This is a genomic window from Halomonas sp. BC04 (genome assembly GCF_000568385.1).
The window spans coordinates 1-13,140 of the sequence record NZ_AZQX01000181.1; the positions used below are offsets into that span (position 1 = coordinate 1).

General features: G+C 62.5%; 14 protein-coding genes and 2 pseudogenes. 4 read left to right on the top strand and 12 right to left on the bottom strand.

Annotated features, from left to right (window positions below; genetic code table 11):
• The 10 genes and pseudogenes from yidD to gorA all read right to left on the bottom strand — a co-directional run.
• The coding region (gene yidD, locus Q427_RS13005; protein ID WP_043514516.1) for a membrane protein insertion efficiency factor YidD at nucleotides 1–241 on the bottom strand (241 nt) is incomplete at its 3' end.
• Nucleotides 238–741: a phosphoribosyl-AMP cyclohydrolase gene (gene hisI, locus Q427_RS13010; protein WP_081785986.1), complete on the bottom strand. Its 504-nt coding sequence runs from the start codon at nucleotides 739–741 to the stop codon at nucleotides 238–240. The genes yidD and hisI, both read right to left, overlap by 4 nt.
• Nucleotides 722–1,174, bottom strand: coding sequence for a transcriptional repressor (locus Q427_RS13015; RefSeq protein ID WP_043514521.1), 453 nt, complete (start codon nucleotides 1,172–1,174; stop codon nucleotides 722–724). The genes hisI and Q427_RS13015 overlap by 20 nt, the downstream gene beginning before the upstream one ends.
• A 33-nt stretch (nucleotides 1,175–1,207) precedes the next feature.
• On the bottom strand, nucleotides 1,208–2,209 hold the full coding sequence (locus Q427_RS13020; RefSeq protein ID WP_043514524.1) for an alpha-L-glutamate ligase-like protein: 1,002 nt from the start codon (nucleotides 2,207–2,209) through the stop codon (nucleotides 1,208–1,210).
• Between the two features lie 4 nt (nucleotides 2,210–2,213).
• A pseudogene (locus tag Q427_RS13025) lies at nucleotides 2,214–3,721 on the bottom strand (UUP1 family membrane protein).
• A gap of 34 nt (nucleotides 3,722–3,755) precedes the next feature.
• Nucleotides 3,756–4,535 carry an ATP-dependent zinc protease family protein gene (locus Q427_RS13030; protein WP_231613679.1) on the bottom strand — a complete coding sequence of 260 codons (780 nt, stop codon included), beginning with the start codon at nucleotides 4,533–4,535 and terminating at the stop codon, nucleotides 3,756–3,758.
• Nucleotides 4,536–4,932: 397 nt separating this feature from the next.
• A complete protein-coding gene (locus Q427_RS13035; protein WP_043514528.1) occupies nucleotides 4,933–5,343 on the bottom strand; it encodes an ectoine synthase in 411 nt (136 codons plus the stop codon).
• 77 nt (nucleotides 5,344–5,420) lie between these two features.
• Nucleotides 5,421–6,685, bottom strand: a pseudogene (ectB, locus tag Q427_RS13040) (diaminobutyrate--2-oxoglutarate transaminase).
• Nucleotides 6,686–6,772: 87 nt separating this feature from the next.
• On the bottom strand, nucleotides 6,773–7,351 hold the full coding sequence (gene ectA, locus Q427_RS13045) for a diaminobutyrate acetyltransferase (protein WP_043514531.1): 579 nt from the start codon (nucleotides 7,349–7,351) through the stop codon (nucleotides 6,773–6,775).
• Nucleotides 7,352–7,590: 239 nt separating this feature from the next.
• Entirely contained in the window at nucleotides 7,591–8,952 is a 1,362-nt protein-coding gene (gene gorA / locus Q427_RS13050; protein WP_043514534.1) for a glutathione-disulfide reductase, read from the bottom strand.
• A gap of 167 nt (nucleotides 8,953–9,119) precedes the next feature.
• Between gorA and can the strand changes: the two genes are divergently transcribed.
• From can to Q427_RS13065, 4 genes are all read left to right on the top strand, one after another.
• A complete protein-coding gene (gene can / locus Q427_RS13055) occupies nucleotides 9,120–9,773 on the top strand; it encodes a carbonate dehydratase (RefSeq protein WP_043514536.1) in 654 nt (217 codons plus the stop codon).
• Nucleotides 9,774–9,843: 70 nt separating this feature from the next.
• Nucleotides 9,844–10,149 (top strand): hypothetical protein, encoded by a 306-nt coding sequence (locus tag Q427_RS36290; RefSeq protein WP_331280633.1) that lies wholly within the window; start codon nucleotides 9,844–9,846, stop codon nucleotides 10,147–10,149.
• Nucleotides 10,150–10,160: 11 nt separating this feature from the next.
• Entirely contained in the window at nucleotides 10,161–11,150 is a 990-nt protein-coding gene (gene pepQ, locus Q427_RS13060; protein WP_331280634.1) for a Xaa-Pro dipeptidase, read from the top strand.
• Between the two features lie 203 nt (nucleotides 11,151–11,353).
• On the top strand, nucleotides 11,354–12,196 hold the full coding sequence (locus Q427_RS13065) for a hydrolase (protein ID WP_231613680.1): 843 nt from the start codon (nucleotides 11,354–11,356) through the stop codon (nucleotides 12,194–12,196).
• Here the strand turns inward: Q427_RS13065 and msrA are convergent.
• Both msrA and Q427_RS13075 read right to left on the bottom strand, forming a co-directional pair.
• Nucleotides 12,177–12,791, bottom strand: a complete 615-nt coding sequence (gene msrA / locus Q427_RS13070) for a peptide-methionine (S)-S-oxide reductase MsrA (RefSeq protein WP_081785987.1) — start codon at nucleotides 12,789–12,791, stop codon at nucleotides 12,177–12,179. The genes Q427_RS13065 and msrA overlap by 20 nt on opposite strands.
• A gap of 60 nt (nucleotides 12,792–12,851) precedes the next feature.
• Nucleotides 12,852–13,140 (bottom strand): translocation/assembly module TamB domain-containing protein (locus Q427_RS13075; RefSeq protein ID WP_155833561.1); only part of this gene is annotated, 289 nt, incomplete at its 5' end.

Sequence of the window (13,140 nt, forward strand, 5' to 3'; positions counted from 1 at the left end):
CCTTGCTGCCGGGGTGGCAGCGCACGATCCGGCGAGCGGCCAGCCAGCCGCCCTTGAGTGGCCCGTGGACCTTTATCGCTTCCGTCGTGTAGTGGGAGCAGCTGGGCCAGAAGCGACAGCGGGGGCCCAGCAGGGGGCTCAAGGTGACCTGGTAGAGCTTGACCAGGCCGAGCATGAGCAGGCCGAGCCCGCGGGCCAGCAGGCGCCCCAGACGATGGAGCCAGGCCGCCAGGCAATTCATCGGCCAGCGCCCCCCGAAGGCTTCTGGTAGAGCGTGTCGGGATCGATCAGTGGCTCGCTTGCGATCCGCGCCGAGTCGTCCTCCAGGGCCACGTAGAAGCAGCTGCGCCGCCCGGTATGACAGGCGGGCCCGGTTTGCTCCACCTGCAGCAGCAGGGTGTCGCCGTCACAGTCGAGCCGGGCCTCGCGCAGATGCTGCTGCTGGCCGGATGACTCTCCCTTGCGCCACAGTTTCTGCCGCGAGCGCGACCAGTAGCAGACCCGACCAGTGGCCAGCGTCTCCTCCAGCGCTTCCCGGTTCATCCACGCCATCATCAGAACCTCGCCGCTGTCATGCTGCTGGGCGATGGCAGGGATCAGGCCGTCGGCGTTGAAGCGAGCGGCAGCAAGAATCGAGCCAAAGGCCGACGTGCGCCGAGTTCGGCCCGTTCGAGTTCCTTGAAGGTATCCACCATAACGTTTCCACAGGACAGTATTGGGGTCAGGCGTTAGCGGCAGCATCAAGACAGAGATCGCAGCTGCCCAGCAGCTCGATGGTCTGGCGTTCGACGCGAAAGCCGAGCTGGCGTGCCTGGGTATTGAGCTGATCGTTGACCTCGTCCAGGTGCAGTTCCTCGACCCGCCCGCAATGGCGACAGATCAGCAACTGAAAGCCGTGTGCATGCTCGGGGCAGGGGCAGGCCACGTAGGCGTTCAGTGACTCGATGCGGTGGACCAGGCCCTGCTCGATCAGGAAATCGAGGGCGCGATAGATAGTCGGCGGGCGGGCGGCGGCATGCTCGACGGCCAGGCGGTCGAGGAGGTCGTAGGCCTTGAGGCCACCGCTGGCCCCGGCGATCATTTCCAGGACGCGCCGCCGAATCGGGGTGAAGCGTACCCCGTGGCGTTGACACTGTCTTTCCGCCTGCTGCAACAGGCTTTTTGAATCGGTCATGGGTGACCCGATGCTGAGGAGAATGGCTCCATTCTACGCGCTGGGCAGGGGAGCGGCCAGCGGCTGCGGTGGAGGAGAGACGCTCTTGAGCTCTCCACTGCGGGCGAAGTGTGTTTGGGCAAAGGCAACGCGCTCTGCCACGCCGAGGCCGGCAGGTTGCTTTTCGACCAGATCCAGGCGTGAACGCAGGCCTTCCCCGTTTGCCATCTGGATGGCGAGGCCGGGGCGGGCATTGAGCTCCAGCAGCATGGGGCCAAGGTTGCGATCGATCACCATGTCGGTGCCGAGGTAACCGAGCCCGGTCATCTCGAAGCAGCCGGCAGCCAGCTCCAGGAGGTTGCGCCAGTCGGGTATGAGCAGGCTGGCCAGTTCGTGGCCGGTATCGGGGTGCGCCAGGCGCGGACGGTCGAACTGAACCCCACGCACGGCGGTACCCGAGTCGATATCGAGTCCCACACCCACGGCCCCCTGGTGGAGGTTGGCCTTGCCGTCGGAAGCGGCGGTGGAGAGGCGCATCATGGCCATCACCGGGTAGCCGCGAAAGATGATGACGCGTATATCCGGAACCCCCTCGTAGGTGTACTCGGAGAGGTGTTCATCGAAGTTGATCAGGGCTTCGACCATGGCCACGTCAGGGGTGCCGCCGAGGGAGTAGAGCCCCGACAGGATATTGGAGACGTGTCGCTCGAGGTCCTTCAGCCCCAGGCGCACGCCGCTGGGCTTGATGAAGCCGTCGCCATCGATGCGTTCGATCACCAGGATACCCTTGCCACCGCTGCCCTTGGCCGGCTTGATGACGAAGCCGGCGTGTCCCGCCACCATCTTCTGGAGCTGCTTGATGCCGAACTGGGTCGTCACGGTGCCGATTAGCCCCGGCGTGGTGATGCCGTGCTGCTGGGCCAGAAGCTTGGTCTGCAGCTTGTCGTCCACCAGCGGATAGAGGCGGCGGTCGTTGTAGCGGCCGATATAGCGGATATTTCGCCGGTTCATGCCGATGATGCCGTGCCGAAGTAGTTGGCTGGGTCTTGCCCACATGGAGTCAGTCCTCGGTAACAGGCTTGAAGCGCCGCAGTTCGAGTAGGCGATACCCCGTATAGTTCCCGAGCAGCAGGATCAGCGACATGATGATGAGCTGTACGCCAAGGAAATTGAAGGTGATGTGGCGGATCCAGGGGTTGTTCATGGCCAGGTAGGCCAGTACGGCCGTGACCAGGCTGCCACCACCCTGAATCAGCACCTCCTTGGGGCCTTCCTCTTCCCACAGGATCGACATGCGTTCGATGGTCCAGGCGAGGATGATCATGGGAAAGAAGGTGATTGTCAGTCCGGCATTGAGGCCCACGCGATAGGAAAGCACCGAGAAGATCGAGATGATGGCGATGACCGTGATGATCACCGCCGAGACTCGCGCCACCAGCAACAGGTTGAGATAGGAGAGATAGTTCCGGATCACAAGACCCACAGCAACGATCAGCAGAAAGCCGATGAGGCCGGTGATCAGGGTGGTCTGGATGAAGGCCAGGGCGATCAGCACCGGCATGAAGGTGCCTGAGGTCTTGAACCCCACCATGATGCGGAGGAAAACCACCACCAGGGCGCCAATGGGAATCAGCAGGATGGTCTGGAACAGTGCTTGCTCTTCGAGGGGCAGGCTATGTATCGAGAAGTTCAGCAGGGTGTCATCGGCCAGCTGGCTGCGGACGGCAGCAGCAGCCGGCTGGTTCCGCGACAGCATCGAGAAGGTTACCCGGGAATTGCTGCCCCCCTGGACCTCCAGTACGGCACGACCGCCGCTCTCCCACAGTAGCAGGTGCTCGGGTTGCCCCTGCTCACCTGTGGTCGGATTGAACAGTGTCCAGTTGCTGTCGTCACCTGCAAAGGCCTGGATCCAGGGGGTGAGGGTCTGGCGTCGGCGCCCGTCTTCCAGCAGGAGCCCGCTGACCTCCCGCGCAGGAACGCCGGCCTGGTTGAGCAGCCGGACCAGAAGCGTACTACGCTCGAACTGGGTCAACAGCAGCCGGGCGTTTTCGCCCTGGCGATCCTCGCTGAAATCGTGTATCAGCTCGCGGGCAAAGGTGTAGGGGTCGGCACTGCGGGCCCAGGCACGCTCTATGACCTGGGCGGCAGCGGTATCGTAGGGGCGCTCCCAGATGACTTCGCGCAGGGGTGGTGCCGCCAGTTCACGCTGCCGTCTGTCCTCGGTCACCAGCAGGCGCGCAGAGTAGTAGAGCTGTTGGCTGCCGGCCGCTTCACGTATCGACCACTGGGCACGACGACCGGATTCGTCCTGGAGAAACGACAGGCCATAGCCCGGCGAGGCCGTATTCTCGGTCAGCAGTCGATAACCGCGCTGATGCTGGGGCAGGGCAAGGTCGACCCGCACCGGGCCACCCAATGCGTTGAAATCGATGATGGCCTCCACTTCCCAGATCGTGCGCTGCTCGCCCTGGTCCATGGAACCTCGAACTGGATGTGCCGATGCACGCTCATGCCGATGCCCACCGCCATCAGCAGGCCTACAATGAGATAGAAGGGCAGTCGTGACATGAAGCTTCCTTGTTAAGACCAGAGGCGCCGCTGCTCAGCGGTCTTCCTCCTCCTGATCGTTGAGTTCGTCCTGTGCCGCCTCAGAGGCGGGGCGGCCACCGGGAAACTCGGGCCTTGGGTGCAGGTAGGTCTCGGCCACATCGATGAGCGCAATATCCATCAGGAAGCGGCGACCCAGCAGTACCGGGAAGTGGAGGTGCGAGCGGTCATTCAGCGTGAACTCAACCGGTTCGCGAATGGACCCCAGGGTCATCAGCAGGCTCACGACGGGGCGTGATTCGCTGCCGGCGGCCTGCACGATGCGTACGCGGCGCTCCACGGGGGCCTCGATCCATTCGTCACGAACAACGTCGACGACGACGTCCTCATCGGTGATGCCCAGTCGGAACCGTACCCAGTCCTCACCATCCCGTTCGAACCGGGTGATATCCTTGGCGGAAAGTGAGGAGGTGTTGGCCCCGGAATCGATTCGAGCCTTGAGATAGGTGCCGATGTCGGGCAGTCCGATCCACTCGGCACGACCCACCAGTTCCTTGTCGGCCAGCGGTGTGTCGGTGGCCTCGTCGCATTCCGCCATGACGATGACGGGCTCGTCGCCGCGCTGCTCCAGCCGCTGGATATTGCCACGCAGCTGCTGGAGCAGGGCGTTGGCATCTTTGATATCCGCCATCATCTCTGTCTGCCGAAGGTCATGGCGAGAGAGACGGTCTTCGGCCAGGTCACAGCGCAAGGCCATGGTCTGTTCAAGCTGTTCGATGCGCGCATCGAAGGCATCAGGGCTCAGGACGGGCTCGGGTTCGGCCTGAGGCGTCATTGCGCAACCGGATATCAACAACAGGGAGGCCAGCAACCAGGGCATAACGACGGACGGTATTCTTGGCCGCATGAGTGAAAAAACCTCCGTATCGGGCTTCACCCGTGGCGCGGGTGATACCAGGAGTGTGGGCTGGGACGCGAGCGGTGTCCTCGCGGGGGCGCGACGAGAGATGATAAGGAGTCGGTGCCTGGCTTGTCCAACCTCATGGGTGAATCAGATACGGCGCACCAATGATTTAACATAATATACATTATGCGAACCCATAGACGGTTCTTGACGTAACCGATGGAAACCATTGCTACTGCTACCCGCAAGATACAAACACCCCCGGCACCTGGTGGCTCCGGGGGCTACTACCATCATGCCCGATCTCCGGGCTGGCGCTATCTGTCTGTCAGAGCGGCTTCTTGTCGCTGGCCTCGGGGGGTGCGTAGGAGCCATCTTCGCGGTGCACTTCCTTGCCGGTAAGCCCAGGGGTGAAGACGCAGGCCAGGTGCATGGTCTTGTGGGCCCGCAGCAGGTGCTCATCATGCTGGTCGAGGATATAGATGTCACCCGGCTTGATCGGCCAGATCTTGCCATCCGCCAGGGTTTCCACTTCACCTTCGCCTTCGATGCAGTAGACTGCCTCGAAGTGGTGCTTGTAGTGAATGTGTGTCTCGGTGCCTTCGTAGATCCGCGTGATATGAAAGGAACAGTTGCCGCCATCGTCGGCCAGCGACAGGCGGGTGCTGTCCCAGGTGCCGCTCTCTGACTTGACCAGGCGGTCGGTCTGGCGCGCTTCCTCGAGATTGCGAACGATCATAGAGTGTCACTCCCTTATAACGATTGACGGGCCGGCTGTCTAACAGCCGGCCGATACACCACTAGCGCCCTACTCTATCAGGCGATGACCTGCTTGACGCTCTCCTCGAGAATGTCCAGGCCCTGCTGGAGATCCTCGTCGGGAATGGTCAGCGGGCAAAGGCACTTGACCACTTCACCGTCCTGGCCGCTGGTCTCGATCACAAGACCGTTTTCGAATGCCTTGCCGGTGATCTTGTCGGCAATGTCACCGGTGCCTACATCGATCCCGCGCATCAGGCCGCGCCCCCGTTCGGTTGCCTCGACACCGTGTTCGGTGAGCCATGCCGCGATCTTCTGGAAGCGCTGTGCGACGATCTCTCCCTTGCGCTGAACATCCCGTTCGAAGGTATCGTCGGACCAATACTGTCGCATGGCTGCAGCGGCGGTGGCAAAGGCCAGGTTGAAGCCACGGAAGGTGCCGTTGTACTGACCGGGCTTCCACTTGTCGAGTTCCGGGCGCATGAGCACGTGGGCAAACGGAAGACCGAAGCCCGACAGCGACTTGGAGTTGGTCACGATATCCGGGGTAATGCCGGCATGCTCGAAGCTGAAGAACTTGCCGGTGCGGCCGCAGCCGGCCTGGATGTCGTCGACGATCAGCAGGATGTCATTGGTGCGGCAGATCTGCTCCAGGCGTTGCAGCCACTCGAGCCCGGCCACGTTGATGCCGCCCTCCCCCTGCACGGTCTCGATGATCACCGCGGCGGGCGTATCGAGTCCGCCGGACTTGTCTGCCAGGAGTTTCTCGAAATAGTCCAGGGTATCGGTATGCTCGCGAGATAGCCGTCGAAGGGCATGAAGGCTGCGCCCTGGAGCGGGATGCCGCCTGTGGCTTCACGGAACTTGCGATTCCCGGTCGTGGCGAGCGAGCCCATGGTGACGCCGTGGAAGCCGTTGGTGAAGGTGACGATATTGTGTCGGCCCTTGGCCACCCGTGCCAGGCGGATCGCGGCCTCTACGGCATTGGTACCGGTCGGACCCGGCAGTTGGATCTTGTAGTCAAGGCCTCGTGGCTTGAGGATCAACTCTTCCAGCGTTTCCAGATAGTCACGCTTGGCTGCCGTCCAGAAGTCCAGGCCATGGACAATGCCGTCGCTGGCCAGGTAGTCGAGCAGTGCCTGCTTCAGGTGTGGGTTGTTGTGGCCATAGTTGAGCGTGCCGGCACCCGCCAGGAAGTCGATGTATTCACGCCCGGTTTCATCGGTCAGGCGCGCGTTCATGGCCTTGGTGAAGACCACCGGGAATGAGCGTGAATAGGTCCGAACGTTGGATTCCATGCGTTCAAGTGTCTGGGTCTGCATCGTGCGACCTCCTGGTGAGGATGAAGAAGACATAGAGATAGCGTGGCGGCGTGGTGACGCGGCCGCCCTGCATCTTGGGGATGGGACTTAGAGGCGACCGGTATCAAAGGGACCGATGCGCACCAGATTCTCGGGGTCGTGTTCACCGCCGAGCTGGTCCGTGGAAAAATACTCACGGCTGTTCAGGGGGGCCTGCCAGCGGTCGGCCAGACGGCGGAAAAGTCCCCATGAGGCCTGGTTGTCTGGCGTGATGGTGGTTTCCAGGTGGTGTACATCGGCAAGCTCGTCACGGGTCATGACGGCTTCCACCAGGCGTCGGGCAAGCCCCGTACCGCGGGCCTTTTCACCCACAGCCACCTGCCACAGAAAATAGGTGTCGGGTGCATTGCTCTTTACGTAGCCCGACACGAAACCGACGATTTCACCCTCTTCGTTGGTCGCCACCGCGCAGGTATCCCTGAACTGGGTAGCCAGCAGCAAGTAGGCGTAGGCTGAGTTGACGTCCAGCGGCGGGCAGGACTTGATCAGTTCATAGATTCCCCAACCGTCATCGGGGTTGGGCTTGCGGATAAACAGCGGTGCGGCATCGCTGCCAACCACGGCATCAGCCACGCTGGGCCGTGCAAGATCAGCAGAGGGGGTAAAAGGCTGCGGTGTTACATTCATGTTCAGACTTCGCTGTAGCGATGTTGCGCATAATGATAACAGGGCTTTTGACTAAATTAAAATCGACATTATGCCCCGCGTCCACTTCCATAACGCCAGGTTATGCAACGCCTCGATGAGTCCGGTGGTGAGGTTGTTTTGCGCCTCACGCTGATAGTCTAGTTCAGGTTTCCGTTTATCGTACGTTGCCGGGCCACCCCGGGGCGGCCCGGCCGAGGGCAATCTTGTGGCGCATGAGATCACGTGCGTGATGGGTTTCGCATGGTGACGAACTCCTCGGCGCCGGTCGGATGGATTCCCACGGTGGCATCGAAGTCAGCCTTGGTCAGCCCCGCTCTGACGGCGATGGCGATGCCCTGGATAAGCTCGCCGGCTTCCTCGCCGACCATGTGCGCACCGACCACCACGTCACTGGCATCATCGACGATGAGCTTCATCAGGCAACGCTCCTGGCTGCCGGAAAGCGTGTGCTTCATGGGTCTGAAGTCGGTGCGATAGACCCGGATCGCAGCATACTGTTCGCGGGCCTGCTCTTCAGAAATACCCACGGTGCCAATGTTCGGGTGGCAGAAGACCGCCGTGGCAATATTCTGATAATCCAGAGGCGCAGCCGGGGTGTCGGAGAAGTGCTGCTTGACCAGGTGCATGGCCTCAGCAAGGGCCACCGGCGTCAGTTCGGGGCCACCGGTAACGTCACCCAGGGCCAGAATGGACGGCACCGAAGTCTCGAATCGCTCATTGACCTTCAAGGTGCCATCCGGATTGCGCTCGACCCCAAGTTCAGCGAGACCTAGACCTTCCAGGTGCGGCTTGCGGCCCGTGGCCGCAAGCACCGCATCGACTTCCAGTGCCTCACCGTTGGTGAGGGTCACCAGCAGGCCATTCTCCACCCGCTCGATGAGTTCGATGTTGGTCTCGAAATGGAGGTTCACCCCCTTGAGAGCCATCTGTTCCCGGGTGAATTCACGCACCTCACGGTCGAAGCCGCGCAGGAACAGCTCACCGCGATAAACGAGGTGGGCTTCACTGCCCAGACCATTGAAGATGCTGGCAAATTCCACGGCGATATAGCCACCGCCGAGTACCAGGAAGCGTTCGGGGAACCGCTCCAGGTCGAAAACCTCGTTGGAGGTCACTGCATGTTCGCTGCCGGGGAATTCGGGCACCCAGGGCCAGCCGCCGACGGCGACCAGTATCTTGGCGGCACTGATAGTCTCACCGGCGACGTCGACACGATGCTCGTCAACCACCCGGGCACGTCCGTTGATCAGCCTGACCCCGGCGGTCTCCAGCAGGCGACCGTAGATGTCGTTGAGACGCTTGATTTCACCGCTCTTGTTGTCACGCAGCGTGGCCCAGTTAAAGGTGGGTACACCCGGCAGTTGCCAGCCGAAGCCGGCGGCATCCTCGAAGGCGTCGTGGAAGTGGGCGGCATAGGAGTAGAGCTTCTTGGGTACGCAACCCACGTTGACACAGGTACCGCCCAGATAGCGATCCTCGGCCACGGCGACGCGTGCGCCCGTGGCTGCGGCGGTGCGTGCGGCACGCACGCCGCCGGAACCGGCACCGATGACGAAGAGGTCATAATCGAAGTCTGGCACGAAGTTCTCCTTCTCGAACCGGGCTCTCGAACAGAGCCCGCTGGAATGGGGCGATGATACCAGTGCAGCCCCTCACTCGGGAGTGCGACGGTTGACCGCTGACCTGACCGCCTGTAAAAAGGCCATCCGCTACTAGTCTGCCAATCAAACAACCGGGTACGCTTTGCATGGACAAGGATATCGCCGCCCTGCTCGAGAACAACCTCTCCTGGGCAGAGCGCATGTGCCAGGAAGACCCGGACTATTTCACCCGTCTCTCCAGCCAGCAGAACCCCCATTACCTGTGGATCGGCTGCTCGGATAGTCGCGTCCCGGCGAATCAGATCATCTCGCTCCCTCCCGGGGAGGTGTTCGTGCATCGCAACGTCGCCAATCTAGTCCATCACAACGACATGAATGCCCTCTCCGTCGTCCAGTATGCGGTGGACGTGCTGAAGGTGAAGCACATCATGATCGTCGGCCACTACGGCTGTGGCGGTGTCCGGGCGGCGGTGGCCGGCGGCGAGTGCGGCATGGTGGACTACTGGCTTCACTCGGTCCGTGAGCTCTACAGCCACCATCGCTCGGCGCTGGCGGCACTGCCGCTGGACGAGCAGGTGGACCGCCTGTGCGAGCTCAACGTCAAGGCACAGGTCAGCAATCTCTGTCGCACCAAGATCCTTCAACTGGCCTGGCAGCGTGGTCAGTCACTGGCCGTCCACGGCTGGATCTACGGCCTTGGCGACGGGCGGATCAGCGACCTCTCCTGCACGGTACAGGGCCTGGACCAGGTGGAGACTCTCTATCGCATTGACCGGGTCGAGCCGACGCCGGGACAGTAGTGGATCCACCTATCGTCCACTCTGGGCAGTACGCTAAACTGGCATCAATCAAACTGCCAGGAAGGCTGCCATGACAGACCCGCTCGCCGAACTCCAGCGTTGCCATCTCGACCGGCTCGAGCAGCGCTATGCCGAGGTGCTCTCCCGCCTCGGGCATGATGGGGTATTGATGTACAGCGGCCATCCCGCTCGCCACTTCGGCGACGACCAGCCCACTGATTTCCAGGCGTATGGTCATTTCCAGCACTGGACCGGCCAGACCTATCTCGCCCAAAGCTGGCTGCTGGTGTGTCCGGGCAAACGCCCGATTCTCTATCTGCATGCCCCCGACGACTTCTGGCACCTGCCCGCACGTTTGCCCCAGGAGGCCTGGTAGAGCGTGTCGAGGTGGTGAAGGGGCGCTTTGACGTGCCGCCCGCCTTGCCCCGTGGCCGCTATGCCGTCATCGGTGACGTGGATGGCGCAACTGCCAGGAGCCTGGGGGCCGAGCTCAACCCGACCGCCCTGCTCCTGGCGCTGGATGAGGAGCGGGTGCGCAAGAGCGAGTACGAAGTCACCTGCATTGGCCAGGCCAACCGACAGGCCATGGCCGGCCATGTGGCGGCCAGGGATGCCTTCCTGTCAGGCGCCGCCGAGCTGGATGTGCAACTCGCCTATCTCAAGGCATCGCGTCAACGCGAGAGTCATGTTCCCTACGGCAATATCATCGGCATCAATGCTCACGCTGGCGTACTCCATTATCAGCATTATGACGCCACGCCACCGGCCAAACAGCAAAGCCTGCTGGTCGACGCCGGGCATCGCTACCGTGGTTATTGCTCCGACATTACCCGCACCTGGGCAGGAGAGCAGGCGGATGCGCTCATTCCTGCGCTGATAGAGGGCGTTACCCAGGTGCAGCAACAGCTGATTGCCACGTTGCGGCCCGGTGTCGACTATGTTGCCCTGCACAAGCGGATGCACGACCTGCTGGCAGACCTGCTCGTCGAGCACCGCATTGTCCTCGGCAGCCCCGAATCCGCCGTGGCAAACGGTATCACACGGGCCTTCTGCCCCCACGGACTGGGCCACCTGCTGGGCATTCAGGTTCACGATGTGGCCGGCCGCCATGCCGCTGACGGCGTGGCTCTGCCTCCGCCTGGTGAGCACCCCGCCCTGCGCCTGACCCGTGAACTGGAAGCGGGAATGGTGGTCACCATTGAACCGGGGCTCTATGTCATCCCCATGCTCCTCGATCCGCTGCGTGAGGGGTCGGTCAGTCGAGAGGTGAACTGGGAGCGGGTGGAACGACTGGCCCCCCACGGCGGTATCCGCATCGAGGATAACGTCCTTGTCACGACCGACGCTGCCAAGAACCTGACGCCCGAGGCCGAGTGATACCATCATGCGCGAGCGGCGACACGAAGCCGACTACTTACCGCCACGCGGGCTGACCAATGCCCATGTGCAGACCCTCCTGCCGCGCATCATGCCGCGTCCGCCGCTGGCACGGGAAATGGAGGTGCTCGAACTGCCCGACGGCGACTTCGTCGAGCTGAACTGGGCCAGCCCCCAACCCACGGACCGAGGCGCCGGTCTTCGTGCTCTTCCATGGGCTGGAAGGCTCCTTCGACTCACCCTATGCACGGTGGCTGCTTTCGGCGGCGAGCGGACTGGGCTGGCGCGCCGTGCTGATGCATTTCCGTGGCTGCGGCAGCCGACCCAATCGCTTGCCGAGGGCCTATCACAGCGGCGATACCGCCGACGCCTACTGGCTGTTCGGAAAGCTCGCACACCGTTTCCCCAAGGCATTGAAGGTGGCCGCCGGCGTGTCGTTGGGCGGAAACATGCTGCTCAAGCTGGTAGCCGAACAGGGGGGAGATGGCCTTGACCTGGCGGGCGCCATCGTGATCAGTGCACCCCTGGATCTGGCGGCCAGTGCCGACCGGCTCCACCAGGGGTTTTCCCGGGTCTATGAGCGGCACCTGCTAGGTGCGCTCAAGCGCAAGGTCAGGGACAAGCTCGAGCGGGGCCTGCTGTCCCTGCCCCTCGATGCCAATGGATTGGCCAATCTGAACAGCCTGCGCGCCTACGATGATGCCGTGACAGCACCGCTGCATGGTTTCGACGGGGCCGAAGACTACTATCAACGCGCTTCCGCGGGGCCCCTGCTGGACGACGTCGAGCTTCCTACCCTGATCCTGCACGCCGATGACGACCCTTTCATGCCGGCCAGCCTCTTCGAGCGCCTGCCCGCCCCCTCTCCTGCCGTGCATCTGGAAATCGCCCGGTACGGCGGGCATGTCGGCTTCATGGAGTGGCGCGAAGGGCGGCTGGAGCCCTGGCTTGCCCGACGAGTCAGGCAGGAGTTGATGTCATGGACCAGTCCGACAATTCCCTGGCCTGGCCGAGCCGGCCCCCACCTCACCCGATCGGGCAGCTGATGCCGGTGCCCCGCAGTCCACAATAGCCGCCGGGATTCTTGTGCAGGTACTGCTGGTGATACTCTTCCGCCAGATAGAAGGCCTCGAGCGGAGCGATCTCGGTGGTGATGCTTCCCTGCCCGGCCTGTGTCAGGGAATGCTGGTAGATGTCTCGGCTGCGTTTGACTGCCGCCTGCTGTTCGTCACCGGTGGTATAGATCGCCGAGCGGTACTGACTTCCGACGTCATTGCCCTGGCGCATCCCCTGGGTCGGATCATGCGCTTCCCAGAAGGTCCGCAGCAGTGTGTCGACGTCGACTTCGGCGGGATCGAAGACGACGCGCACCACTTCGGCATGACCGGTCATGCCGCTGCAGGTCTCTTCATAGGTGGGGTTGTGTGTGATGCCGCCGGCATAGCCTACGGCGGTGACATATACCCCGGGAAGCTGCCAGAACAGTCGCTCCGCCCCCCAGAAACAGCCCAGGCCCAGCACGATGACCTCATGCCCATCGGGGAAAGGTGGCAGGATGGAGCGCCCATTGACGGCATGTATGCCCGACACGGAAAGCGGGTTCTCGCGGCCGGGCAAGGCACGGGCGGGGTCGATGATCATCATTTCTCTCCTTGAGCTTGGGTGCTCTGTGGTCGACGGACTATCGTATCTGAACCTGGACTATTGACCGCTATTGATCTGCGGAGGTTTCCCGGGGCGGGAGAAGGTGTAGACAAGATCGACCGCCTGCGCGGCACCTGAAACGGCCTGCACATAGAGGTTTCGCCACAAGGTATAGCGCAGGGTCAGCTCGGCGATGGGCGAAAAGATACCGACGCCATAGCTGATGCGAAGGTCCTCGGTCAGATAGCCTGTTACCACCACCTGGCTTTCGTCACCCATGCCGGCCGTCTCCAACGCCAGGTCATCAATGCCGAAGGCCTGGCCGATAGCTCCCACTGCCCCGCCG

Coding starts and splice junctions, on each gene's coding strand:
- Q427_RS13020 (WP_043514524.1), bottom strand. CDS start 2,209: ATGTGGGCAAGACCCAGCCAACTACTTCGGCACGGCATCATCGGCATG.
- msrA (WP_081785987.1), bottom strand. CDS start 12,791: ATGATCATCGACCCCGCCCGTGCCTTGCCCGGCCGCGAGAACCCGCTT.
- Q427_RS13015 (WP_043514521.1), bottom strand. CDS start 1,174: ATGACCGATTCAAAAAGCCTGTTGCAGCAGGCGGAAAGACAGTGTCAA.
- Q427_RS13030 (WP_231613679.1), bottom strand. CDS start 4,535: ATGACGCCTCAGGCCGAACCCGAGCCCGTCCTGAGCCCTGATGCCTTC.
- can (WP_043514536.1), top strand. CDS start 9,120: ATGGACAAGGATATCGCCGCCCTGCTCGAGAACAACCTCTCCTGGGCA.
- Q427_RS13035 (WP_043514528.1), bottom strand. CDS start 5,343: ATGATCGTTCGCAATCTCGAGGAAGCGCGCCAGACCGACCGCCTGGTC.
- Q427_RS36290 (WP_331280633.1), top strand. CDS start 9,844: ATGACAGACCCGCTCGCCGAACTCCAGCGTTGCCATCTCGACCGGCTC.
- ectA (WP_043514531.1), bottom strand. CDS start 7,351: ATGAATGTAACACCGCAGCCTTTTACCCCCTCTGCTGATCTTGCACGG.
- hisI (WP_081785986.1), bottom strand. CDS start 741: ATGCTGCCGCTAACGCCTGACCCCAATACTGTCCTGTGGAAACGTTAT.